The organism is Enterobacter cloacae complex sp. IR5458 (genome assembly GCF_049238025.1).
GTDB lineage: Bacteria > Pseudomonadota > Gammaproteobacteria > Enterobacterales > Enterobacteriaceae > Enterobacter > Enterobacter kobei.
In genome coordinates, this window is sequence record NZ_JBMKIF010000019.1 from 1 (window position 1) to 23,839 (window position 23,839).

General features: G+C 47.3%; 21 protein-coding genes, 3 tRNA genes and 1 pseudogene. 10 read left to right on the forward strand and 15 right to left on the reverse strand.

Annotated elements, in window-relative coordinates:
* The 6 genes and pseudogenes from ACOTYN_RS15720 to ACOTYN_RS15745 form a co-directional block, all read right to left on the reverse strand.
* Positions 1-511, reverse strand: a pseudogene (locus ACOTYN_RS15720) (IS1 family transposase); the annotation flags it as partial.
* An 86-nt stretch (positions 512-597) separates the two neighbouring features.
* On the reverse strand, positions 598-1,353 hold the full coding sequence (locus tag ACOTYN_RS15725; RefSeq protein WP_113787987.1) for a M48 family metallopeptidase: 756 nt from the start codon (positions 1,351-1,353) through the stop codon (positions 598-600).
* Positions 1,350-4,634, reverse strand: coding sequence for a type I restriction endonuclease subunit R (locus ACOTYN_RS15730; protein WP_049017476.1), 3,285 nt, complete (start codon positions 4,632-4,634; stop codon positions 1,350-1,352). The genes ACOTYN_RS15725 and ACOTYN_RS15730 overlap by 4 nt, the downstream gene beginning before the upstream one ends.
* Positions 4,635-4,686: 52 nt before the next feature.
* The gene (locus ACOTYN_RS15735) at positions 4,687-5,370 is read right to left on the reverse strand and encodes a YecA family protein (RefSeq protein ID WP_000779013.1); all 684 of its coding nucleotides are present in this window, start codon (positions 5,368-5,370) and stop codon (positions 4,687-4,689) included.
* Entirely contained in the window at positions 5,367-6,611 is a 1,245-nt protein-coding gene (locus ACOTYN_RS15740; protein ID WP_049017475.1) for a restriction endonuclease subunit S, read from the reverse strand. The genes ACOTYN_RS15735 and ACOTYN_RS15740 overlap by 4 nt, the downstream gene beginning before the upstream one ends.
* Positions 6,601-8,124: a type I restriction-modification system subunit M gene (locus ACOTYN_RS15745; RefSeq protein ID WP_049017474.1), complete on the reverse strand. Its 1,524-nt coding sequence runs from the start codon at positions 8,122-8,124 to the stop codon at positions 6,601-6,603. The genes ACOTYN_RS15740 and ACOTYN_RS15745 overlap by 11 nt, the downstream gene beginning before the upstream one ends.
* A gap of 330 nt (positions 8,125-8,454) precedes the next feature.
* On the opposite strand from ACOTYN_RS15745, the gene ACOTYN_RS15750 reads away from it, so the two are divergent.
* The 9 genes from ACOTYN_RS15750 to ACOTYN_RS15790 all read left to right on the forward strand — a co-directional run bounded on the left by ACOTYN_RS15750 (position 8,455) and on the right by ACOTYN_RS15790 (position 17,567).
* Positions 8,455-9,582 (forward strand): hypothetical protein, encoded by a 1,128-nt coding sequence (locus tag ACOTYN_RS15750; protein ID WP_049017473.1) that lies wholly within the window; start codon positions 8,455-8,457, stop codon positions 9,580-9,582.
* 148 nt (positions 9,583-9,730) lie between these two features.
* A complete protein-coding gene (locus tag ACOTYN_RS15755) occupies positions 9,731-10,852 on the forward strand; it encodes a tyrosine-type recombinase/integrase (protein ID WP_049017472.1) in 1,122 nt (373 codons plus the stop codon).
* 138 nt (positions 10,853-10,990) lie between these two features.
* Entirely contained in the window at positions 10,991-11,179 is a 189-nt protein-coding gene (locus tag ACOTYN_RS15760; RefSeq protein WP_049017471.1) for a helix-turn-helix transcriptional regulator, read from the forward strand.
* Positions 11,180-11,203: 24 nt separating this feature from the next.
* Positions 11,204-11,806, forward strand: coding sequence for a hypothetical protein (locus ACOTYN_RS15765; RefSeq protein WP_049017470.1), 603 nt, complete (start codon positions 11,204-11,206; stop codon positions 11,804-11,806).
* Between the two features lie 59 nt (positions 11,807-11,865).
* The gene (locus tag ACOTYN_RS15770) at positions 11,866-14,466 is read left to right on the forward strand and encodes a DNA polymerase (protein WP_049017469.1); all 2,601 of its coding nucleotides are present in this window, start codon (positions 11,866-11,868) and stop codon (positions 14,464-14,466) included.
* Between the two features lie 262 nt (positions 14,467-14,728).
* Positions 14,729-15,655 carry a helix-turn-helix transcriptional regulator gene (locus ACOTYN_RS15775; RefSeq protein ID WP_023314385.1) on the forward strand — a complete coding sequence of 309 codons (927 nt, stop codon included), beginning with the start codon at positions 14,729-14,731 and terminating at the stop codon, positions 15,653-15,655.
* On the forward strand, positions 15,648-16,055 hold the full coding sequence (locus ACOTYN_RS15780; protein WP_021536926.1) for a hypothetical protein: 408 nt from the start codon (positions 15,648-15,650) through the stop codon (positions 16,053-16,055). Before ACOTYN_RS15775 ends, ACOTYN_RS15780 begins: the two co-directional genes overlap by 8 nt.
* Positions 16,048-16,935, forward strand: coding sequence for a GTPase family protein (locus tag ACOTYN_RS15785; RefSeq protein WP_049017468.1), 888 nt, complete (start codon positions 16,048-16,050; stop codon positions 16,933-16,935). The genes ACOTYN_RS15780 and ACOTYN_RS15785 overlap by 8 nt, the downstream gene beginning before the upstream one ends.
* Positions 16,936-17,105: 170 nt before the next feature.
* Positions 17,106-17,567 (forward strand): hypothetical protein, encoded by a 462-nt coding sequence (locus tag ACOTYN_RS15790; RefSeq protein WP_021536924.1) that lies wholly within the window; start codon positions 17,106-17,108, stop codon positions 17,565-17,567.
* A 62-nt stretch (positions 17,568-17,629) separates the two neighbouring features.
* Here the strand turns inward: ACOTYN_RS15790 and ACOTYN_RS15795 are convergent, their stop codons facing one another.
* The 5 genes from ACOTYN_RS15795 to ACOTYN_RS15815 all read right to left on the reverse strand — a co-directional run bounded on the left by ACOTYN_RS15795 (position 17,630) and on the right by ACOTYN_RS15815 (position 21,735).
* The gene (locus ACOTYN_RS15795; RefSeq protein WP_113787988.1) at positions 17,630-18,022 is read right to left on the reverse strand and encodes a hypothetical protein; all 393 of its coding nucleotides are present in this window, start codon (positions 18,020-18,022) and stop codon (positions 17,630-17,632) included.
* 699 nt (positions 18,023-18,721) lie between these two features.
* Positions 18,722-19,156: a DUF2787 family protein gene (locus ACOTYN_RS15800; RefSeq protein WP_021536921.1), complete on the reverse strand. Its 435-nt coding sequence runs from the start codon at positions 19,154-19,156 to the stop codon at positions 18,722-18,724.
* Between the two features lie 87 nt (positions 19,157-19,243).
* A complete protein-coding gene (locus ACOTYN_RS15805; RefSeq protein WP_104726895.1) occupies positions 19,244-19,759 on the reverse strand; it encodes a hypothetical protein in 516 nt (171 codons plus the stop codon).
* Positions 19,760-19,784: 25 nt separating this feature from the next.
* Complete coding sequence (locus ACOTYN_RS15810; protein ID WP_228037377.1) at positions 19,785-20,156, reverse strand: hypothetical protein; 372 nt, start codon at positions 20,154-20,156, stop codon at positions 19,785-19,787.
* A 376-nt stretch (positions 20,157-20,532) separates the two neighbouring features.
* Positions 20,533-21,735 (reverse strand): site-specific integrase, encoded by a 1,203-nt coding sequence (locus tag ACOTYN_RS15815; protein ID WP_001721489.1) that lies wholly within the window; start codon positions 21,733-21,735, stop codon positions 20,533-20,535.
* Positions 21,736-21,815: 80 nt separating this feature from the next.
* On the opposite strand from ACOTYN_RS15815, the gene ACOTYN_RS15820 reads away from it, so the two are divergent.
* Positions 21,816-22,556: a hypothetical protein gene (locus tag ACOTYN_RS15820; RefSeq protein ID WP_049017464.1), complete on the forward strand. Its 741-nt coding sequence runs from the start codon at positions 21,816-21,818 to the stop codon at positions 22,554-22,556.
* A gap of 241 nt (positions 22,557-22,797) precedes the next feature.
* Here ACOTYN_RS15820 and ACOTYN_RS15825 read toward each other — a convergent pair.
* From ACOTYN_RS15825 to pgsA, 4 genes are all read right to left on the reverse strand, one after another.
* Positions 22,798-22,884, reverse strand: a tRNA-Leu gene (locus tag ACOTYN_RS15825).
* A gap of 11 nt (positions 22,885-22,895) precedes the next feature.
* Positions 22,896-22,969: transfer RNA gene (locus ACOTYN_RS15830), tRNA-Cys, on the reverse strand.
* 46 nt (positions 22,970-23,015) lie between these two features.
* A tRNA-Gly gene (locus ACOTYN_RS15835) sits at positions 23,016-23,091 on the reverse strand.
* A 152-nt stretch (positions 23,092-23,243) separates the two neighbouring features.
* A complete protein-coding gene (gene pgsA, locus ACOTYN_RS15840) occupies positions 23,244-23,792 on the reverse strand; it encodes a CDP-diacylglycerol--glycerol-3-phosphate 3-phosphatidyltransferase (protein ID WP_008500348.1) in 549 nt (182 codons plus the stop codon).
* Positions 23,793-23,839 lie beyond the last annotated feature (47 nt).

Below are 23,839 nucleotides of genomic sequence, written 5' to 3' on the forward strand. Positions count from 1 at the left end.
TACAGCGGCCAGCCATCCGTCATCCATACCACGACCTCAAAGGCCGACAGCAGGCTCAGTAGACGCTCCAGCGTGGCCAACGTGCGTTCACCGAATACTTGCGCCACAACCGTCCTCCGTATCCTGTCATACGCGTAAAACAGCCAGCGCTGACGTGATTTAGCACCGACGTAGCCCCACTGTTCGTCCATTTCAGCGCAGACAATCACATCACTGCCCGGTTGTATGCGCGAGGTTACCGACTGCGGCCTGAGTTTTTTAAGTGTCGTAAAACCGTGTTGAGGCCAACGCCCATAATGCGTGCACTGGCGCGACATCCGACGCCATTCATGGCCATATCAATGATTTTCTGATGCGTACCGGGTTGAGAAGCGGTGTAAGTGAACTGCAGTTGCCATGTTTTACGGCAGTGAGAGCAGAGATAGCGCTGATGTCCGGCGGTGCTTTTGCCGTTACGCACCACCCCGTCAGTAGCTGAACAGGAGGGACAGCTGATAGAAACAGAAGCCACTGGAGCACCTCAAAAACACCATCATACACTAAATCAGTAAGTTGGCAGCATCACCGACAAATGAGCCCATTGGAATAAGTTAGAAACTACATATCTGCCAACAACATCCCAGCCATACCATCCAGTCGCTTCTTGACCTTTTCCCACCCCGGCATAACCTGCCCCATCAAGCGGTAAAACTCCTCACTATGGTTGTGCTCAGCAACATGACATAACTCATGTAGCAAGACATAATCGATACATTCTGAGGATGCCTTAACCAGCCATGGATTCAGGGTCAGACAGCCTTTTGCTGAACAGTTGCCCCATTGCGTTTGCATCGCCCGCAGACGTATCGGAGGACGCTCACTGACCCAAAGGGTCTGCGGAATCAGTAAATCAAGCCTGCGCTGAAAAACATCTCTGGCACGTTCCCGATACCATTCAGCCAGCAAGGCTTTAATCTTTTCTGCCGATTTGTGTCTGACAGTCACTTCCAGACGCCCACGCAACATTATCACTCGTTGCGGCACAGTAGCGTCTTCTGTCACTTTCAACTGATATTGCTTACCGAGATAATAATGGCTTTCTCCGCTGACATACTGACGCGGAACAATGTGTGTCTGTTGCTCCCTGAAATCACGCAGTTGCTGGTATATCCAGCGCCCACGTTTTTTCAGCGCAGACAATACCTCGTGCTCCGGTGTTTCAGGCGGTACAGAGGCCACAACCCGGCAGTCCGGATAAACCTTGATGAGCACCCTGCCCTTTACGACCTGACGCGGAACACACTGTACGGTGATGACCTCATCACCATAAACAATGCGTAACGCTTTCACTGCTGGCGACTCTTTTTCACTCATGATTTCATCAAACCAACGCGCAGTATCTGGATGATAGTTTCCACAATACGGTTCACCTGGATCATTCCAGCCCCTATCTCCCGGCAGGACGTAAACAGCAGAGGTAAAAGATTTGTCTTGACCGCTTTCTCTATATCCTGAGGGTTCAGGGAATTTTCTGCTACTGCTTTGACGATAATGCTGTCCACCTCAAAGGCTAGCTTCGTCCACTTCTCCTGCACCTGAACATCGTTTACCGCAAAAACCTCAGGTAGCTCTTTTTTAAATACACCGTAATACGCCTGAGCATACTTGTTCACCGCCAGTGCATCCGGGATGTCGCTGAGCTTACGGGCTTCAACTTTTTCTTCAAACTCCCGGAATAGGAGATACTGTTTTAGTGGATGGTCGAACAGTTTTTCTGCTTCTTCGATAGCCATGCGCAGGAGTCTGGAAAATGCCTCCTGAGCGTACGGGTCATCACGCAGCTCCTGCTCAATCATCTTCGTCACACGGGTTTTAATGATGTCGGTTTCATTGCGGGTTTTATTGTTATCCCACTCTTCGGGTTTTTCGCTCTTGCCCATTTTACCTACTTCATACACGCCATCCGGTTCACGAACCTCAACGCCAGTGACATGCTTATCCAGCAGTTTTTTCACCTGCTCGGCGTAGTCGTCATAATTGACCTGCTCTCCACTTACCTGCATTGCCCACTGGCGAAGGCTGGACATCTGTTTTACGGTTTCTTTATAGAGATTTCGGTCTTGTTCCGTAAAGCTCTTGTCGGTGAAGAAGGTAGCGGACTGCAGTGCCACTTTCAGGCATCCGGCAAAGGCCGTTAACGCCTCGAAGAAATCATCACGGGTTTTCTGATGGATATCGACCATCTCTCCGTCACGTTCTTCCATTTTAGGCACCAGTACCGCACGTAACTGCTCAGTATCATTTTTGTTTTTAACACCGGCAAATATGGCCCACAGCTGGTTATACAGATGCGGTAGACGCTTGTATTCAGAGCTCATGGCGCTGTACAGCCCGTCAATATCTTTGATGTCGTATCCGCCCTGAGTTCGGGAGGCGAGGTCCTGATATTTGCCGATAGTCGTGTCCAGTTCAGCCAGAATGCCGCGATAATCTATCAGCAGGCCAAACTTTTTCAGTGGATGCAGTCGGTTTACCCGGGCAATCGCCTGGATAAGGTTATGGGATTTAAGCGGCTTGTCGATATACAGCACGGTATTCTTTGGTTCATCAAACCCGGTGAGCAGTTTATCGACGACAATCAACAATTTAAGCTTATCATCGGTATCGAAACGACTGATGATATTGCGGGTATACACGGACTCATCCTGCGTGCCGACGTTATCCTTCCACCATTTAGTCACTTCCGGCAGTTTGCTTTCATCCACTTCGGTATTCCCTTCCCGGGTATCCGGCGGGCTGATAACTACTGCTGACTCAAACAACCCGGCTTCATCAAGATACTTTTTATATTTGATGGCGGAAATCTTGCTGTCGCAGGCAAGCTGGCCTTTCAGCCCCTCATCAATATTCTTCGAGAAGTGCATGGCGATATCGAGTGCGATCAGCCGGATGCGGTCATCTGCACTGTAAACCTCACCCTTTCGGGCATATTTACGCTTAAGGTCGGCTCTTTGCGCTTCGCTTAATCCATCGGTAATACGGTCAAACCAGGCATCTATTGCCCGGTCGTTTACCTCAAGATCAGGAATACGTTCCTCATAGAGCAGAGGCGTCACGGCCTGATCTTCTACCGCCCGCTGCATGGTATAAGCGTGGACAATCGGCCCGAATTTATTGGTGGTCTTATCTTCTTTCAGCAATGGCGTACCGGTAAACGCAACAAAGGCGGCGTTCGGCAGAGCCAGTTTCATACGAACATGGTTCTCACCCCCCTGGCTACGGTGTCCTTCATCAATCAGAACGATGATGTCGGGGCTGGTATTGACGCATTCAGGCAATTTTGTCGCTGAGTTAAATTTCTGGATAAGGGTGAAGATAATGCGTTCTTTACCAGAGCCAATCTGCTGTGCCAGTTTCTGGCCAGAGGTCGCCATTGCTTTGGCCTTATCATCCTTTCCGGCCAGTTCGCCACCAGAAGCGAAAGTGCCGCTGAGCTGCCCTTCAAGATCGACACGGTCCGTCACCACCACAATGCGACACTGCTTCAGGCTGTCATGAAGAATCAGCGCCTTACTGAGGAACACCATGGTGTACGATTTACCGGACCCCGTGGTATGCCAGATCACACCACCTTCTCTGCCCCCGTCCGGTCTGCGGGTGCTTATGCGTTCCAGCAGCCTTTTAATCCCGAACACCTGCTGATAGCGGGCGACAATTTTTCCGGTTTTTTTATCAAACAGGGTGAAGAAGCGGGTCATCTCCAGCAGACGTTCCGGTGAAAGCAGACTGATGAGCAGCTTATCCTGCCCGCTGACTGCCAGTTCCCCCCCATCGATTAACTGTTGATACCATTTGAGATCGACTGAAGGACGATGATCAAACAACGCATGAATTTGTTCAGTCGATAACTGATGGTTGCGCAGCGCATACATCTGCGGATCGGTAATATCTTCTTCGCGCCATGCCGCCCAGAATTTCATTGGCGTATGGCATGTACCGTAGCGCCCGTCATGACCGTTAATCGAAAGTAATAACTGGCTGTAGACAAACAGCTGCGGGATTTCATCGTTGAACTGGTTGCGGATACTCTGGGATATCCCCTCGTCAATGGTTGGCCCTTTCTTGCCATGACCAGCCGGGCTTTTCGCTTCAATAACAGCCAGCGGGATACCATTAACAAAGCAGACAATATCTGGCCTCCGGGTTTCAACACCACCTGACCGCAATACCGTAAATTCTTCAGTAAAGTGGAACTGGTTATTTTCCGGATGTTCCCAGTCAATCAGCGCAATGGTGGGGTTCACCTTTTTGCCATCGACAAACTCCGTAACGGCGATCCCGTAAAGCAGATGGTTATACATCCGCTCATTGGCTTTCAGCAGCCCTTCATTCAGCGCCGGAGAACAGACCTGTGATATCAGGTTATCCAGCGCTTTTTCCGATAAGCGGCATGTTTTACCGCCCACCATAAAGTAACGCTCCGACAACACTTCACGCAGAATCGGGCGTAGCACCACCTCGTCCTGTTTATAGCCCCGGCAGTCCATAATCTGTTTCGGGGATAAAAACGTCCAGCCAAGGCTGGTCAGTAACGTCAGTGCCGGGATTTTGGCGCTGTATTCTTCCTGGAATTTTGGCGTGTACGTCTGGTTCATCATTAATCCTTTTCTTTCTGGCGCTACTCGCTACTGGTCACATGAAGATTCATCAATGCAGACAGCACTTCTTAAATTTTTTACCGCTGCCACACGGACACGGGTCATTTCGCCCGGGCATGTTTTCTGCCCCCTTCACTGGAACAGGCCGGGATGATGCCTCTGACATTCTCACTGACAACCAGTACTGATAAAGTGCCAGTGCAGCAGGCTGAATAAGGGAAATACTTTTCTCAAACTGCTCTCCGGTCATTTTCTCAAGTACAGGAAAATTCTTCTCCACGCCATGAAGAGCGATCACTTCCAGAGAAGGCCGTAACTCACCGGGAAGACCAGACCAGTCATCCAGTGACTTTCCTTTCATATAACCAAAACACCACTCTTCCACAATGGTATATTTTTCCCCCTTTACCTCACGCTCATTGAAAATCGGCTCAAACAGTTCAGGGGCGTCATAAAGGCAACCAGCGATATCGTTCATATGCTGAAAACACAGACTGACAAAACGCTCCATCTCTCTCTCAGATGACCATTTCGGATGATAATCGCCTCCTCCCCAAATAGCACTCAGCCAGATATTGGGTGAAACCATATTTGGACCTGATAAAATCGCCGTCAGCAATCCATCCAGCTCAGAGAAACAGAGTACAGAATCATCCATTCCATACTTCATTAATATTTCTTCCAGCCAGTCGATTTCCCGGTCAGTCAGTGGACCGCTTTTCGTCAGTTTCATACGGCAACCGCCTCATCCACTTTCACCCGACGTTTCCCGGTCAGCAGTTGCTGCATCAAGGCTTTCTTCTCGTCTTTCAGGCAGGCGAGTTTTTTCTCCAATGTGGATATTTCAGCATCCGCAGCAGAAAGTACGGCTGCGATTTTTTGCTGTTCTTCAACACAGGGGAGTTTAAGCTCTAACTTTATCAATTGCCTTTTTGAGAGGTTGTAGCGAGTTGCTCCCTGACCTAATGTCGAAATTTGACGGCGTACATGTTCACTACGGAATAGGTAACGAGCATATTTGGGAATAAGAGTCTCGAAGTTATTCAATCGAAATCCGAAGCAAAATGAGTTTAAGAAAACCTCACTAACCTCTTCCAATAAAACCGAAGACATCCCAACCTCTTCTGGCGTCTCCGATGATGTAGTGAAAAATATATCGCCGTACTTTACAACGGATTGGCGCTCATCATCATTAACCTGTACGTACTCTAGGTTTTGAATATCGATTCTGGAATTTTTGAAAATATTGATGTAAGGGATATATGGCTTACCTGCACCAAAATCCTCCTTGGTCTTCCCTGTTAAACCGGTATAGGTATCACCCAAGTTGCCGAAAATGGTATATTCCCACTCCCCACTAAACCTCACCCCATTCTCATCCCGCAACCGCTTCCTTCCAGTAAGCAATTGCTGCATCATGGCTTTTTTCTGCTGCTGACTGTTGGTGAGAAGCTTTTCCGTCACCGAAATCGCCTTATCCCAGGTTGACAGGATTTGGGCGATTTTTTTTTGTTCGGGAAGAGGAGGAGTGAGGATCTCTGTAGATTTGATAGACTTGATGGACAAGTTACGAATTGTGGTCCCTGTTAGCTCCGACTCATAAAATGCTTGAGTTTTGGAGCTTGATAGTACGTAGTAAATAAAGTCTAAATTAACACTATCCTTTATGTTGATATAAGACGCACTTTTTCCTAAAACAACATTTTCTCCTCGATAGTACGCCAGATTTCCGATCGTTCCATTTATAGACATTAAAAGTGTACGAACACCCAAATCTTTTCGATGATTGATCGCATCGTTTTCATCAACGCACTTTGTTGAATCTTGAATAACGATTGAGCCGCTTTTAAGATTATTACCATTGATGAAATAAATTTCAGAGGTATCGGCATACAGTGGTGTTTTGTGAATTCCATCGCTAATCTTACTAGCCAGCTCCGATAAATGCTTTATCTCCCACCCCTTAGGCACCATAACCCAGCTCCTCCAAATACCCCGCCATCTCTGTTTCCAGCTTCGCCAGTTCCGCTTTCAATTGCTCACGCTCAGCACGCACGGCCAGTAAATCAATCTCGTCCTCTTCCTCAAAGGTATCGACGTAGCGTGAAATATTAAGGTTGTAATCGTTGTCCTGAATTTCCTTCAGGCTCGCAAGATAGGCATATTTCTCGACGTTATCGCCATCACGGTAGGTCTTGACGATTTTCTTAATGTTTTCTTCGCTAAGCTGGTTCTGGTTTTTACCTGCCTTGAATTCACGGCTGGCATCGATAAACAGCACCTTGTCATCAACTTTCTGCTTTTTGAAAATCAGAATCGCAGCCGGAATCCCCGTACCGTAGAACAGTTTTTCCGGCAGACCAATTACCGCATCCAGCAAATTTTCGTCGATCAGTTTCTGGCGAATTTTACCTTCGCTGGAGCCACGGAAAAGCACACCGTGTGGCACAACTACGCCCATACGGCCAGTTCCCGGTTTCAGGGTTTCGATCATATGCGAGATAAAAGCGTAATCTCCTTTAGTCTTCGGCGGTACACCGCGACGAAAACGGCCAAACTTATCGTTCTCGGCCTCGTCATGGCCCCACTTATCGAGGCTGAACGGTGGGTTAGCGGTCACGATATCAAACAGCATCAGGTCGCCATTTTTATCGAGCAGCTTCGGGTTACGAATGGTATCGCCCCACTCGATTTTGTGGTTGTCTTCGCCATGCAGGAACATGTTCATTTTCGCTAGCGACCATGTAGATCCAATCGCTTCCTGACCGAACAAGGCATAGTTACGGCTGTCATGCCCGGAGACAATTTTACGTCCGCACTTCATCAACAACGAACCGGAACCACAGGCCGGATCGCAGATGGTATCACCGGGCTGCGGATCGAGCAGTTCAGCAATCAGGTCTGAGACTTCCGGCGGGGTATAGAATTCCCCCGCTTTCTGCCCACCGCTGGCGGCAAAGTTTTTTATCAGATATTCGTAAGCATTACCAATGACATCCAGCGTACCTACACGACTCGGCTTCAAGTTAAGATTTTCACCCGCAAAGTCTTCCAGCAGCTGGCGCAGGATGGTGTTCTTCTGTTTTTCTTCACCTAGGCGATCGGTGTTAAACGAAATATCCTGGAACACGCTTTTCCCGGCGTCTTTCAGTTTGGTGCCATTAGCTTCTTCAATCGCATGCAGAGCCTGGTCGATGCGCTCACCATTGCCCGGTTCATGACGACGTTCATACAGCGCATAGAAACTGGCGCTTTTCGGCAATACGAAACGTTCATTCGCCATCATGGCTTCAATGAGTTCTGGTGCATCACCATACTGTTTTTTATATTCATCGTAATGATCCTGCCAGACATCCGAAATGTACTTAAGGAACAGCATGGTAAGGATAAAGTCTTTATAGGTATCAGCACTGATGGTGCCACGGAACGTATCACACGCGGCCCACAGGGCTTTGTTGATCGTGTCCTGACTGATTTTGTCGTTCATGAATCATCCTAGTCTGAAGAAAAGCCTGCGATGCAGGGCATTGCATCGTAAAAAACTGCGTTAAATGATACCTCAAGACACGCCCCTGGACACACCAGAATCGCGGTATCTTGAAGGGAATTGTCCAATTGATACTGACAGATAACTTACGGACGCCCTTATGCTTACAAGCTTATAAATTCTAATACTATTAGCAGGATAGACTCGATGTAAGCTATGGTGTAAAACTGCCGTTGGGGTAAATAACCTACTCATGCTCTTGTAATCAAAGCACTACCTTGCAAACCTCCTTCTGTAAAGGGGATCTGCCCTAAATAAACGAGGCACATTATGTTTGAAAACGACCTTGAACATCCTGACCGACATCCTAAAAATGCTCAACTGCTCGCTAAGTATCAGAATGATATTGAAAAATTATCCGAAATTTTCACTGAGGGCGATTTACTACACCTGATGACACAAGAGCAACCAGATGGCACGCGTAAGATGCGCCCCTCATTAGCCTCTATCGAGATTTTCGCGCCCTCCGCATTATTGTCCAATTATATTAATTTTTTTCAGTATACTGATTACCTTGAAAAATGGTGCAAACTACAACGTAAGGAGTTCGACGTACTGACCATTAATATCTACGGCCTTAACTCCATTAAACAAAATAGAATTCCGGGCAATGTTTTAAAGGAAGCTGATGCATTCCTGGAAGAATTACTGAATAAGGCAACCGACGAACCAACAAATCCGATTCTCACATTGCTAAATATTCTTGATACACTTGTAGATGAAAAAACGTATCAAAGTAACAAACCCTACATCTGGAATGGTAAGTTTTCGATGCACATTCATAACAAAGCACTCAAAATTTCCCGCAGAAAAATCATAACCTATATCAAATCCTCCGATTTCACTAATTCACTCCCGAAAATTTCAAATCTGGAACCCCAGGATACTGCCCTCCTTTTCTTTGCAAGACTTTGTGATGAATTTTATTTTCACTTTCTATTGCAAATATTAGATAAGATGAAAAACTCCGGGCTTATTAAAGATAAATGCCTCAACCACCCCGCCATGTTTCAATTGATTACTCTTGCAATGTTACCCCATGAGGTCATGCAACACTTTATTAATGAAAAAGACAATGCAATTACATTAACTAATCCTGACCGATTTGTTATTGATGAAACCATCCCCAGAAACAAAGAAAACCTGACAGGGATCCAAAAAAACATAAACCAGATTTTATACAAAGCATATATTTACATTGCACTGCTTATCTTCCCAGAATGGAAACCCACAGCCAAAGAAATCATCCTTTTCCTTGAAGGTAAAAGTAAAACCGTTAAAGGATTATTAGATCTAAAATCGACAGCTCTGGGACTACCTTCAAAGATTAACGATGTGGGTCGCCTCAGCAAAAATGAATATGTCACCCGATTACTATCACTTGCTCAGACTAAATGAACTCATAGCGTCACGACCCGCAGAGAAAGTTCATCTGTAGATAAAAAATACAGTTCTAAATTGAAATGATGAACTGTGAAAATGACAACTCGCTATTAGCTCATCTGACATCGTATTTTTCCTGATACACATTCACAGGAGAACTACGATGTCCATTATTGACCTGCGTTTCAGCACCAAATCACTTCAGCAACTGCCGCATCCGACGACTGGCTGCCAGGAATACCGCGATATTCACTGCCCCCATCTGAGGGCGCTGGTCTATCCCAATCAAATCACGCTCGCGTTTCGGGCGACCATCAACAATCAGCGTATTTATGAAACGCTTGGGACGTTCCCACATCTCGATATTGAAGATGCCCGTCTGAACACTATGATTCGGCTTGGTAATAAAAAACGCCTGGCCATACAGTCCCGCCGTCATACCGTCGAACAGGCTATCAACGAGTTGTGGATTCCTGATATGCAGTTATATAAGAAAAGTCCACAGTCTGAGCTATCGAAGCTCAATCGCCATATCCGACCCTTCTGGGGGAAGCGTCGCCTCTGTCATATCACCCCAGGGGAAATCGAAAAATTCGCCGCTGGCCTACGACCGAAATTAAGCCCGGCAACAATAAACCGCCTTCTGGCTCTGCTCTCGAAGATATGCTCTCTGGCTGTACGCGCTGAATGGATAAATCATTCTCCGATGACCCACGTTCGTTATCTGAAAGAGAACAACGTCCGGTATCGCACACTTTCTGCCACTGAAATTCCATTATTTATTGCTGCCGCTGAGGCCCTGAATACGCCCGCTGCTGATGCCATATTGCTCGCACTCTATACCGGTATGCGTATTGGTGAAGTTTGTACCCTGAAGTGGGAATACTGGCATCCCGATGCTCAGCAGTTGCTTCTCCCGGATACGAAATCAGGGCACCCATTCACCTGCCCGCTTGCAAATCCCGCAGTGGCTATTATTCAGCGACAAGCACAACTGGCACTCAGCACGACCTGGATTTTCCCGCGCATTACCGACACGACTCGCCAGTTGAGCTATCCGCGTGAAACCTTTACCCGGATTTGTCGGGATGCTCGCGTACAAAACCTGCGCATGCATGACCTTCGCCGGACGTTTGCCACCCGCGTGCTACAGGCAACCAGCGATATCGCCATGGCCTCCCGTTTACTGAATCACCATTCACTCACGGCCACCCGCCGGTATGCCTTTCATAATGCAGCAGACTCTCAGGCGGTAGTATCACAAGTTGTTGATACATTTAAATAAAGCAAATCTGACAGCATGAGCTGTGAGTTTTATGGCGTGTAATCAAACTGCGCAGCTCGTATGGTTAGAGCACACCACTGCAGGGCCCGGCAGTGACTGATAAAACCCTAACGACTTTTAGCTCAGAGGAGCCCTGATATGTACATAAATAGCAAACAGCTTGCTCTCCGCTGGGGCGTTTCACCCAGCTCTATTGCTAGCGACGTGACCCGTAACCCGAGCAAGCTCCCTCCGTTCATCCGGCTGGGACGTGCGATCCGTTTTCCCATTGCTGAGGTGGAAGCCTGGGAAAAACAGCACATCACAAATACACAAACTTCGCGCTAATTTGACTTTCAAGGAGTAAAAACAATGAAAACCTCAAAAACACTCAGCTTTGACTACCTGGTTAACGCCAGCGACATACTTATCCCTGTCTCTGATGTCATCAGCATCAGTCTCGTTGAAAACCGCCTCAATTTTATTAGTCGGGCGTGCCGCCTGCTGCACACCGAGTCTTTTGATACGGATGAAGCAGCGAAAACTGCGTTTAACACCTATGCCCGCAACTTCGAAAGTAACCTGCCTGAAGAGGCAGTCTACCGGGGTAATAACTGCATTGCCCGACTTAAGTTCGTCTACGGCGTCAGCCTGTTCCAGAACGCAGAGCGGGCTATCCTGACGCTCACTAACCGTTATGGCGGAACACTAGTCAGTGAATCAGCCAAATCTGACACTCTTGATGAGGCATTTCAGGAACTGGCTACCACTCTTGGTGGTCGCGAATTTGAAGGAATGGGCTTTCGTTGGTTGCATGCTAATTGTCTTCTCTCCTCGCGACTCTTGCCGATGGTCGAAAAGACCCCGAACGGCGTCGTCATTAAAGTCAACGATAACTTCGTATCTTTCGTAGCAACGAAAGACGAAGAACAAAAAGAACAACTGTTTTCTGAGATTCGTACAGCCCTCGTCTGATTTCCCCTTACTTCTCGGTGCCAGTAATGGCACCGCTCACCTGAATAAGAGAAGCCCCAATGTTTGACATGAATGCACTGCTCGCAGATGCGGCGGGAGTGACGCAACCTGTCGCCCGGTCAGCTAAAACACTTGATAACTTTCCGTTAATACCTCAAAAGTCAAAAAATCGACTGGACGTCAGCAGCGAGCTACATCTAGATATCGGCTTTGATACTGAATATGTCTATAACCCACATACAAAGCAAAACGACATTCTGTCTTATCAGAGCTATGTCGTGCTGCCTGATGGAACGGGTGTTCCCGGAATCCTGTACCCCGCCAGCGCCCACAAAAAAGATCGCCTGTCGCTGAAAAACTTTCTCGCGAAAACCCTGACGCCACTATTGAAGAATGAGCAGATTAACGAATGGCCGGGTTCGATTACGCTGTATGCTCATTTCCTGCGGGCTGATGTTGCCTCGTTTGCCGATTTCTGGAGCGATCACAAAATATTGCTGAAAGGAATTCGCAGTACAGTCAGCAGTTTTAAAAACCGCTACGGTATTGATTTTGATGAAGTCGAAACTCGTCGTGAAAAAAACAGCCTAATCATGTTTGATAAGCGGACCAGCCCGTCCCGTTGCAGCAATGTAACGTTTACCGATACCTTGTTGATCACTCCGGGCGGTATGGGACTGACGGAATGTGGTGAATTACTTGGCCTGCCGAAACTAACCATTCCAGCACCTTATTCAATCAGCGATATGCGCCAGTATTTAAAAGGCGATCGACGCGGTTTCGAGGCCTATGCAGTTCGTGATGCCGAAATTGCCGTGCGCTATGCCTTACAGGTGAAATCGTTCTGCACTGAAAGTCTGCTGATTGAGCGCGTCCCCACTACGATTGGTGCGATGGCTGTTTCCCGGTTTCTCAAAACCATTAAGGAAAGCGGCCAGACTCCTGAAGTCTGTATGGGAACCTGGACGGAATCGCGCCAGCGCTGGAACCCGGACACTCAGGGATTCAGAACGTTAAAATCGACGCAGAGTATACCCGCAAGGGAACTCTATGAGACGTTCGCCATCAACTGCTATCACGGCGGTCGAAATGAATGCTTCATGATGGGCATTACCCCTGAAAGCCAATGGTATGACTACGATTTAGCAGGCGCTTACACCACCGGGCTGTTAGATATTTTGCAGCCTGATTACGATAATATTTACCAGAGCCAAAATCCTGAGGAATTTTGCGGGCATACCATGGGATTTGGGCTGGTCAGTTTTCGATTCCCCGACACGGTACGCTACCCCTGCCTGCCCGTCAGAACCGACCAGTACGGATTGTTTTTCCCTTTGACGGGTGAGTCATGGGCGACCGCCCCGGAAATGGCCCTCGCTCTGTCTCTGGGTGCGGAAATGACTATTCAGCACGGTATTATCATCCCCTGGCGTCAGTATAAATCTAATGATTCCTCATCACCGGCAGAACCAGCATGCTCCGTGTTTTTACCCTTTGTGCAACAGGTACGCGAAAATCGTAATCGCCATGATAAAGGGTCTCTGGAGGAGAAATTCTGGAAAGAGATCGGAAATTCACTGTACGGAAAACTCGCTCAGGGTCTTCACGCAAAGACTGCATTTGATACCGCCCGAGGGCTGAACAGCCCTCTGCCGCCTTCGTCAGTCACCCAGCCATTTTTTGCTGCACATGTCACGGGATTTGTCCGCGCGGTGGTGGGCGAGTTGATGAATGCACTCCCGCCGAATGCAACAGTGGTCAGTGTGACTACAGATGGTTTTCTGACGGATTCCGCTATCGAGAATATCGATATGTCTGGCCCGTTATCATCACGTTTTCAGGCGTTATGCGCCATTGCGGATCCGGGCTCGTCTATGCTGACCTGTAAACATCAGGTCCGGCAACTTGTCGCCATGAAAACCCGGGGGCAGTTGACCTATAAAGAACTTGCAGGCTACCCAATCGTACACGCCCGTGCAGGAGTTAAACCCCCTGCTGATATTCCCCGCGACGACTATAACCGCTATATGGTGGACCTCTATCTTAACAGGGCTCCGGGTCAGAAGCTTCGCAGGGGATCTCTCATTTCAACCCGTGATATGTGGTTGAATGAAAGCGACCTTGTCGCAGTTGAGTCGGATATCCGGTTAAATCTGGAGTTCGACTTTAAGCGCCAACTGATCGCCCCCACCATGAATGATGGACATTTGTTGATGTATTCCCGTCCGTGGAATGATATAGCCCAGGCACTTAAGCAACGCCAACTTTTCGATGACTGGCGGCAGACACACAGCCTGAAAGATGAAGCTGACTGGGAAGACTGGTGTGATTTTCTCTATTGCAGAAACGTTTTTACCCCTCTGAAACTGAAAGTAGGACAAAATCGAAGCGATGACGTCCTTGTTCGCCTTTTCCTGCGGGCCCTGGCTCAACATCAATGGGGGCTCACGCCGGACGACAGAAAGCGACAAACCAGTGTTGAGATAGCTGCATGGCTGGTCGAGGCAGGCTACTCTGTGACACCCAGCGATGTAAAAAATGCAGGTCGGGCTAAGCTCCCACCCATTATCTTTGATTCCCTGACTGCCCGAATGAATCGCCTGATGGACCTTATAAAGCTGGTATATCCCGGCTTCGCATTGCCCTCGGCAGTGTTGTAAATCCTTCACGCTGAATACCTGTTTGCTAAGCCCACTCTCCCAGTCGTGGGCTTTACTGTTTGGGGGTAATGAGGCACCGGTAATAAAGCTGCTTCCCGCAACCACCACAACATGGACAGGTTGAGTCCACAAAAAACATACAGAAAATATATCACTGAATTTTATGGTTTTTATTTTTTAGAAATCCTGCTTCAGCCTGGACTCATCTTGTCCAGCACCCTGCTGAAAATATCCTTCCAGCTTCAATTGATTGGATGCCTGAATGGATAAGCATGACAAACTTGGGTATCGCCTTGGATTGATACTGACTCGCCTTAACAACGGTGAATCAGTCACGGTGAGTGGGCTCGCTGAAGAGTTTAATGTCTGTGATAAGACCATCCGGCGTGATCTTACGCAGCGGCTGGCTTATCTCAACCTTCTTCGCAGTGGTAAGAAATATCATCTTCCCGTTGGTGTTCTGGGACAGCGCAGCAATACTGACTTGCGCCGCTTTACGCGTATTCTGGGTATTGAAGGGTTATTTCCACGCTGGGATGACCGCCTGTTAGGCATATTGCTGGGCAATGCCGAAAATAATCCGTTTCTGATCAAACAGCGTCCCTACGAAAATTGTGGGGTTTTTATGTCTACGTTGAATACATTGTCAGACGCGATTCGCGGCAGCAAAAAAATAAGCTTTATGTATAAAGCGAAAAGTTACAGCGCCATTGAACCCTATCGTCTCGTCAGTGACAGAGGGATCTGGTATCTCGCTGCCATTGAGGGAGGAGTGCTGAAAAGTTTCGTCATTTCAGCGATGAAACAGGTTCTCCCCAGTAACATGTCATTTGCCATGTCGCCGGAAATTCATCTGCAAATCGAGAATGCGGAAAGTATCTGGTATGGCGCAGAGCTTACTGAAGTACTGATGTCAGTTTCTGCACGTGTAGCCCCGTGGTTCTTGCGCCGCGCGCTGTTGCCGGGTCAGGAAATTATTCACACTTCCGCAAGCGGTGATTTGCTCGTGATTTCACGGGTGGCTCACTTCGGCCAAATTATCCCTCTCATCAAATACTGGATGCCCGAGGTTGAAGTTCTAAAACCAGCATCGATTCGTAATCAGGTTACGCAAGACATACGCCTTGCCCTGAAACGATACGAGCAGAATGAAAGTACGGAATCAACCGGAGATACCTCTAATGAATAAAGATGAAAAAGCGCTCGAGAATTTTTTCGAAAACATAGCAACGGACTTACTCAGCGGTCTTCTTGACGCCAATGATAATGAACAGAATGCGCATCTTAAAGCCTGGCTTGACGCGCCATTCAATGTAGTTCCCGAAAACCTACTCAGGCATGCCGAGATGATTTGCAATCACTTCAGTGCTGGTGAAAACGGTCATTTGTTAATGCACGGTATTGATGATCAACTGGCCGCAATGAACCTTTCCCGCAAGGAACGCTTCAGCCCTATGAAAAAAGGGATCGTCGGTTACGCGGCACCCCGTGATCTGGAAAAAGTGAATGCCTTGCTAAAAGTAATTATTTCTTATTACGAGTGTGCGTTAATTAAAGCGAGAATGGAGAATGGTGCTCAAGATGAATAATACAGAAACTAAAAATCGAAATCCTGTGAAGGATGCTCTTGAAATATTACCTGAAAATATCAGGGACAGTATTGCCCGACGCATCAATGACGTTATCAGTTATGAGCCGGTCATTGGCATTATGGGAAAGACCGGAGCCGGGAAGTCCAGCTTATGTAATGCGATTTTTAAGGGTGATATTTGTGCAGTCAGCGATGTCGCCGCCTGTACCCGTGAAACGCAGGAAATGCGCATCCAGTTTGGCAAACGCTCAGTGCGGTTGATTGATATTCCGGGTGTGGGCGAAAATGCTGAGCGTGACGCTGAATATGAACAACTTTATCGTGATCTGTTACCACAGCTGGATCTGGTTCTCTGGGTGATTAAAGGCGATGATCGCGCCTTTTCTGCGGATGAACATTTCTACAAAAATGTGCTGGCCCCTGCTGGCGGTGAGGCTAAAACACTGTTTGTGCTTAATCAGGTCGACAAAATTGAGCCATTCCGTGAGTGGGATGTTGTCAACGCCCGGCCTTCTCCATCCCAGATGCAAAATATCCTCGATAAAGAAGCATATATCACACAGCGATTTGGGTTTACTGACCATCCGGTGATCGCTGTCGCCGCCAGTGAGGGATACAATGTGACCCATTTGGTGGAGGCAATGGTTCGTGCGCTCCCAAAGCACGCTCAAAGCGGCGTCGCTTCTCAGGTGAGAGACGAGCACAAAACCCGTACAGTTACAGAAGAGGCAACGGAAGGATTTGGTTATACCGTTGATCGCGTTCTTGATGATATTATTGATAATACCCTGCCAGTGCCTTTGCGCGTGGTCGTAAAAGCCGCCAAAAAGGCCGTAGTCAGTGGATTAAAAAAGGCCTGGAACTGGATTTTCGGCTGAATATATAAAAACATAGCGGGGGCGATGGCTCCCGTGTAAGTTATCTCAGGTTAAGAGACACAACCTAACCCGAAGATCCCACAAGGTTTTCAAATTATATCTGTAAAGCTAAGAATGGTGGTTTAGCTTTGCACCTGGAAGCAGAACCACCTATAAGGACATCTCCCCCCATGAAATTTAAATATCTTGCGTTATCCCTACTCGTAAGCTTGCCTGCCCTGGCTGAATCATCCCTTATTGCGTGCAGCCCTAAAGACAAAAGTGGGGATGACTCTGCAAGTATTTGGCCGAGCCCCTATTTGTCACAAAACAAACTCTGTTTCAACATAAGTGCCAATTCAGGTAGTACGTGTGTTGCTAACGGGAAAAGTACTTCCTGGTTTACTGAAGCCGTAATTGTTGATATTGATGGCGAACCACAAGGACGGGATGATACCTGGTTCCGGGTTGTACATCCCATAATCACTGATGAAAAAATAGAGTATGTGATCGAGGGTTCAAGAGATAAAAAAAATTGGGGGGGTGTATCACATGTCTCGATTAACAGACTTACGGGAGAAGCGGTAGACTGGTTTATCGCCGACCAAGGTGGAACATCTTATCAGTGTCATCTGGAAAAACGAAAAATCTGACTGGCATTATATTGTGCCTGAAGAATACGGGAGCTTATGCTCCCGATATTATTCTTAAGGACTCAGAGTTTAACAAGTCCTGCTTTAAGAGCCAGACGGACACATTTATTGGCTTCCTGCATAATCACCTCCTGTGGATATCGGTTCATTTCCCGATATCCATCAGATTTAGCCATGCGACCTTCCATTCCGGCATTATCCAGGACGGTTTTCCAGGCATCCCGTATTTTCTTTGAATCCTTTTCTCCCACGCCCCCCGACAGCGTTCCGAATAACTCTTTCGTATTGTTATTGAGTTGTTTATATTCAGCAGCGTCCGGGTCTAATAGCATGGCCATTTTTGTTGATTGTCGGGTCGCTTCATAGCAGAGCCCTGCCGTTTCAAGCGATATTTTGGCTGCAAACGAGGTGGTAGAAAATCCTATAACAAAAAATGTAATAACAATCTTTTTCATGATATGAAACCTCGGTAAATTATGCGTGTGATATATATTTCAGACGAAGGGTAATATGAGGGAGGGACAGGTTATGTCCTGGTTGATAAAAATATTTCGATACCTCGTTCTTAGGGGGTTCCAAAAATATCTGCTTTCAGACGGTCTGTATTATCTGGCATTAATAAAAAACCCTCAGATACCCTGTCTGACGCGCTCTCTTATCAGAGGGGCCAGTCGCACTTTGCCGGGTGCAATCACCTCTGTTACGGTTTCCACTCTCAATAAGTCACGCTGCCCTGTGCGATGGCACACGGAAAACTGCTGGCAAATGTCATCGACTGACAGGGTATTGCCCGTATAAAGCTGAAGTAAGATCCATCCCAGTCTCTCGGCTATTTTCTCGCCTCGTGTTCGGTGCATAGTCCGTACCTTTATGGATTTGAAATTAAGAACCCTCACTCACAATTGCGTCTAACCAACTGTAATATCTACATAATTTTAAGGGTGTAAAACGTCCGTTGGGGTAATGATTAACAGACATCCCCCTGATTGGTCATTTAGGGGGAATGTTGGTAAAACCACGAGGGATCTGAGATCCCCCGTGTCTGCACATGTTTATGCGAACGGTCCGGTACAACCAGTATCATCATCATGCTGCGATGTACTGCGCATGAAGAGGATTACAAAGATGCCCGTTTTCTTCCTGTTCATAACAGGTCAACAACTTTCCACAGTTACCGTTACCCGGTAAATCCCCATAGACAGGTAATCCATAAAATTACCCTCCCATAAGGACCAGAGTTCATTCCTCTCTGCCGCCAGTGAAATATCCCCAGCCAGATAATGGAAGACGTATTGACCTGACCAACAAAAGTCCATTTCCTTTTCCAGCTCCGGATAGACTCGTCCCATGTAACTAAAGTCTGTGACATAATCGAAATACCATTCGTTATCCTGGCGGATGAACCGCATTTCAACCGGATGAAATCCGCCGGATTCTGCACTGTAGTCCGGGTCACGAAAATTAATGACTACTGCCCTGACCGATGTTTGCTGAGATTGTTCTGCCAGAAGCGTAACGATGTGCTGCTGAAATAATTTAGTGACAGGCAGCGATAATCCTGCCTGTTTTAAGACATACTGGGTTTGCATAATGAATATTCCTGAAAAAGATGAATGGTGGTGAGTAGCTGTTTCTGGTTGTATGAACGTACGGATAAAGAATTAATCCTCCGAGATCTATTCTCGATCACCAATTTTGCTGAGTGTTTTCAGTCTTACCCGCCAGTCAGCATATAAAACATGCGTAAATAATTTCTCCGGATGCGCCTCCAGCAGGCATATATCTGGCGAGCGTAGAACAGCAGCCAGAAAACCAGCATTATTGGCACTAGCCCCTTTAAACAGCGGTCTGAATACACCAGATGTGAAGCCCGTCGTTGGTTGTACTTCGAGCACACTTTCAATTTTAGAAAGTGAAATCCAGTCCTTAGAGAACAATCCTCCGCTGCCATTTGCCAGAAGACGCAGATAAAGTTCATTATCCGTTTCAGACATAGCCAGTTGCCATGTCAGAATACCGCTGGCTTTAGGGCTGATTTTTTCCGCCTGACCTGATTCAATTAGCAGCTTATAACTCTCTTCAGGTAATATTTGGCCATCTTCAGTGATACCTTTTTCAATATCACTTAAATCATTATTTAACTCCAGCTTCTCGTGTTCATTATTATTTTTCCCTAACTTTGATTTTCTCATTTTCATCTCCTGATTTTAATCTGATTTACAGACGGGATTCCGCCATAGACATTAATGTGTCAATCCCCTTCAAAGGACAATTGGGATGAAACAACAGATAAATACCATTTCCATTATCTTCTGTAATTGATAGCATCAAGTAATATTCATCTGTCAGATGGACCACGAACTCAGGGTTTGCAATTAAATGATGAATTACATCCAGTACGTGTCGTTTAATATCTTCGGGAACATCACCGGGTTCAATGTACATTAATGTTACACCCACCTCGCCCCAAAAATTCATTGCGGAAAGTTCATCATCAAATGGAAGTATCAGTTCTTTTCTCAAGACAGTCATAACTGAATCGGGAAGAAGGAGCGACGGCAGGTCTTGCCAGTTCGAGATAAATTTCATTGAATAATCCTCATAAACAAAAAACCCGATACGTTTTAAGTATCGGGGTTACATAGACAGGGTAAAGAATCTGGAATTGCCTTCAGTGGTCATCTATATTCTTTCATAATATCCACAATCCTTGCAGATAAGCACTGGCGCATTATTTCTTTCACGCTGTTCAAGGAATCCAAATAGACGCTGTATCGCCCTGATGATTTCTTTAAGCAATTCTGGTAATTGCTCCGGGCTAATATAACCGGATGTCGATGTCAGAAACCGGTCATCGCGAGTCACCTTTGCTATATTTCCGGCAGTTTCTGTGACTGTATTCCGACTACCGCACTTAGGGCACTTTAACGGCATAATCATTCTCCACGTTTAAGAGATGCAAAAATCACTGTTCTTTACTGGTAGCTACGGGGGGTAAAAGAAGGTCGGTAACACCCTGCCCGGTCTGACGCATTCGCTCTGGTGTCAGTTTTGCGTAGCGCTCCGTACTCTGAATACTGGCATGCGCAAGCTGGGCTTTAACGTCATACAGACTGTACTGTCCGCTGGAGACAAGTAATGATGCGACGGAATGGCGCGTAGTGTGGAAACAGACTTCACTTTTATCTATCCCGCACTCTGCCAGTATTTTTTCATAGGCCCACCGGGGTTCTGATATTGGTTTTCCATTATCTTTTACGGCAAACAGATAGGGGTTGCTGCCAGCCCGTGGGATCGAATCAATAATGGATAATGCAACATCACTGAGATACACAGTTCTGCTGCGACCATTCTTAGTATAAGGAATGAATAACGACCTGTTATCCCGATCAATATGTTTGTGCATGACATTCAGCATTTCTGATTTGCGTGTACCGGTTAACAGCAGCATGGCTATCAGTCCCCCGGCTGCCTTATTGGGGTATCGTGCCGCAGCGTCGAGGATCCTTCTGATCTCATCGGCGTCAAAAAAGCGCGTCCGCTGATTATTCTCCTTAAGCAAAGGGATCTTATCGGCTTCATTCTTCTCCAGGACATCCTGTCGTAGCGCATAACGCCCCATAGTTTTCAGAATAGCCAGTGCCCTGTTACAGGTAGACGGTGCATACTGCTGGCCGTGAATACGACCCTCAAGCATGTCGAAAAGCACCTGCTGGATTTCCCGGGCCCGAAGGTCGCAGTAACGTATCTTCCCCAGACGAGGTTCAATGTATTGCGTGAAACGCTGAACATCCTTATCCCAGGACTTTTTATGGCGTTTGATGAACGGAACATAGGTCTGGTGAAAAAACTCACTAAGCGTTGGCATAGCACGATAATTATCGCGTTCTGCCTTAGGGTCATTTCCCAGTGCAATCGCCTCCTTGTGACGGCGGGCTATCTGACGGGCTGTCCCCACATCAATTTCAGGGAATCTGCCAATACTGATACTTTTTTTGGTACCGTGGAATGTGTATCGCAGGAGGAAACGTTTGTTACCCGTTCGACCTGAGAGGCATTTGAGGCCAATGACCTCGGTATCAGATACCTCAAGCTCTGTAGATCGGGTATCTGTGTTTGCCGGAAGGGCTTTGATGGATGAATTGGTGAATCGGAAGGATTTTTGCATATTTATCCTCATGTATCTGATTGATATCATGAAAATAATATATATCTGAAGGTATTTTTATTACGGGGCAGGATTGAAGAATGGAAAGGCTATTAGACGCGTACAAACGGATATTACAGGAAGTTGACGCCCAGTCATTTAACCTGAATGAAGATAAATACTCAGGCGTCTTTTTACCCGTGCCGTTTGAAGAATACTGGCATTCACCGGTAAAAATCATGCTGGTTGGACGTGAAACCGCAGGCTGGAATACGCTGAATGGTAAGAATACGATATCACGGGTGTTGGGACTTATGCCTGACGTCACCATCGGGCAGGTGGTTGAAGAAGCTGTAGATCGTTACAGGAAACATCTTCCGGTACAAAATTATGGCACCACCAACCTCAAATCACGTAGCCGCTTCACGCAATATCATTTCAGGCTGGCCCGGGAGCTTAATATTCCTCCTCAGGCTATCGTGTATGCCAATCTACTGGCGTGGGATTACGACGGACTGACCCCTCTCAATCGCCCTCAAAATGAAGTGCAGGAAGTCATATTAGCCTCGCTGAAGCTGCTGGCGGTACAAATTAAACACCTTGAGCCTGATTTCATCATCTTTGCATCCGGAGCACGGAGAACAGACTACATCATAAAACAGGTGCTTACTGAGCTAGGCGGCTATGAGACTTCTTCAGTCATTTCGGGGAAGCTATGGGAGTTCAAAACAGGTAATACAATCTGTTTCAGAATTGCCCATCCAAGGGCTATGCGCGGACACCAGAAGTACAGAGAAGAGGTGATTGCACGAATTAAGCAACTTCGTACTCGGGGTGGCTAGAACATTACAGTTTGCTCAGCAGGCCCCCCTTCCCGGAAGAGTACCGGAAAACAGGCAAAGCGACCTGGTTCTCTATGCTGGAGGCGACACGTTCGATTCGGCATTGCCAGGCTGGAGATTGCAGCTCATTGCACCCCGTGAGCACAGGATATGCACAGGACATGAATTTCAGGCACAAAAAAACCACCCGTAGGTGGTTTCACGACACTGCTTATTGCTTTCATTATTCTGCTTTTTCCCATGGTAGCCGGAGTGGGACTTGAACCCACACAGCGCGAACGCCGAGGGATTTTAAATCCCTTGTGTCTACCGATTCCACCATCCGGCCAGGGAAGAAAGTGGAGGCGCGTTCCGGAGTCGAACCGGACTAGACGGATTTGCAATCCGCTACATAACCGCTTTGCTAACGCGCCGTAAAACTTTTCTAACTGACACCCGCTACTGCGCATGTCTTTAATCTGGAGCGGGAAACGAGACTCGAACTCGCGACCCCGACCTTGGCAAGGTCGTGCTCTACCAACTGAGCTATTCCCGCATGTCATCAAGTCAACTTCTAAACACTTGATTTCATTATCGTCCGGCTTGCTGTGCCGCCGTTCGATGCGTTGCATTCTACTGATATGACGTTATGAGTCAACGTTATTTTTTGCTTCCCTGGATCGTTTGCTGAAAATTACGGCGAAACGATCACTGATCAAGCAAATCCCCGCGCGCAGCGTTCAAATATTGCAGCATTGACCACAACGTCAGCACTGCCGCTACCCACAGCAGACCAATTCCCGCCCACTCAACCCAGGCGTTTGGACGCCAGAGCATCCAGACCAGCGCCGCCATCTGTGCGGTCGTTTTCACTTTCCCGATCCAGGAGACCGCCACGCTGCTGCGTTTACCCAACTCCGCCATCCACTCACGCAGCGCAGAAATGATGATTTCACGGCCGATCATGGTTGCCGCAGGCAGCGTCACCCACCAGGTATGATAGTGTTCAGCCACCAGCACCATCGCGATAGCAACCATGACCTTATCCGCTACCGGATCGAGAAACGCGCCGAAGCGAGTGCTTTGATTCCAGCGACGCGCCAGATAGCCATCAAACCAGTCCGTTACCGCTGCGATAAGGAAGATCAGTGCGCAGGCAAAAGGTGCCCACACAACCGGCAGATAAAACGCCAGCACGAAGAACGGAATGAGTACAACACGAAAGAGAGTGAGCAACGTAGGGATATTATATTGCATAGTGACGGTAACTATTTGTTGTCAGTAAAATTTAGCTCTATGTTGCT

Coding starts and splice junctions, on each gene's coding strand:
- ACOTYN_RS15725 (WP_113787987.1), bottom strand. CDS start 1,353: ATGAGTGAAAAAGAGTCGCCAGCAGTGAAAGCGTTACGCATTGTTTAT.
- ACOTYN_RS15730 (WP_049017476.1), bottom strand. CDS start 4,634: ATGAACCAGACGTACACGCCAAAATTCCAGGAAGAATACAGCGCCAAA.
- ACOTYN_RS15735 (WP_000779013.1), bottom strand. CDS start 5,370: ATGAAACTGACGAAAAGCGGTCCACTGACTGACCGGGAAATCGACTGG.
- ACOTYN_RS15740 (WP_049017475.1), bottom strand. CDS start 6,611: ATGGTGCCTAAGGGGTGGGAGATAAAGCATTTATCGGAGCTGGCTAGT.
- ACOTYN_RS15745 (WP_049017474.1), bottom strand. CDS start 8,124: ATGAACGACAAAATCAGTCAGGACACGATCAACAAAGCCCTGTGGGCC.
- ACOTYN_RS15750 (WP_049017473.1), top strand. CDS start 8,455: ATGTTTGAAAACGACCTTGAACATCCTGACCGACATCCTAAAAATGCT.
- ACOTYN_RS15755 (WP_049017472.1), top strand. CDS start 9,731: ATGTCCATTATTGACCTGCGTTTCAGCACCAAATCACTTCAGCAACTG.
- ACOTYN_RS15760 (WP_049017471.1), top strand. CDS start 10,991: ATGTACATAAATAGCAAACAGCTTGCTCTCCGCTGGGGCGTTTCACCC.
- ACOTYN_RS15765 (WP_049017470.1), top strand. CDS start 11,204: ATGAAAACCTCAAAAACACTCAGCTTTGACTACCTGGTTAACGCCAGC.
- ACOTYN_RS15770 (WP_049017469.1), top strand. CDS start 11,866: ATGTTTGACATGAATGCACTGCTCGCAGATGCGGCGGGAGTGACGCAA.
- ACOTYN_RS15775 (WP_023314385.1), top strand. CDS start 14,729: ATGGATAAGCATGACAAACTTGGGTATCGCCTTGGATTGATACTGACT.
- ACOTYN_RS15780 (WP_021536926.1), top strand. CDS start 15,648: ATGAATAAAGATGAAAAAGCGCTCGAGAATTTTTTCGAAAACATAGCA.
- ACOTYN_RS15785 (WP_049017468.1), top strand. CDS start 16,048: ATGAATAATACAGAAACTAAAAATCGAAATCCTGTGAAGGATGCTCTT.
- ACOTYN_RS15790 (WP_021536924.1), top strand. CDS start 17,106: ATGAAATTTAAATATCTTGCGTTATCCCTACTCGTAAGCTTGCCTGCC.
- ACOTYN_RS15795 (WP_113787988.1), bottom strand. CDS start 18,022: ATGAAAAAGATTGTTATTACATTTTTTGTTATAGGATTTTCTACCACC.
- ACOTYN_RS15800 (WP_021536921.1), bottom strand. CDS start 19,156: ATGCAAACCCAGTATGTCTTAAAACAGGCAGGATTATCGCTGCCTGTC.
- ACOTYN_RS15805 (WP_104726895.1), bottom strand. CDS start 19,759: ATGAGAAAATCAAAGTTAGGGAAAAATAATAATGAACACGAGAAGCTG.
- ACOTYN_RS15810 (WP_228037377.1), bottom strand. CDS start 20,156: ATGAAATTTATCTCGAACTGGCAAGACCTGCCGTCGCTCCTTCTTCCC.
- ACOTYN_RS15815 (WP_001721489.1), bottom strand. CDS start 21,735: ATGCAAAAATCCTTCCGATTCACCAATTCATCCATCAAAGCCCTTCCG.
- ACOTYN_RS15820 (WP_049017464.1), top strand. CDS start 21,816: ATGGAAAGGCTATTAGACGCGTACAAACGGATATTACAGGAAGTTGAC.
- pgsA (WP_008500348.1), bottom strand. CDS start 23,792: ATGCAATATAATATCCCTACGTTGCTCACTCTCTTTCGTGTTGTACTC.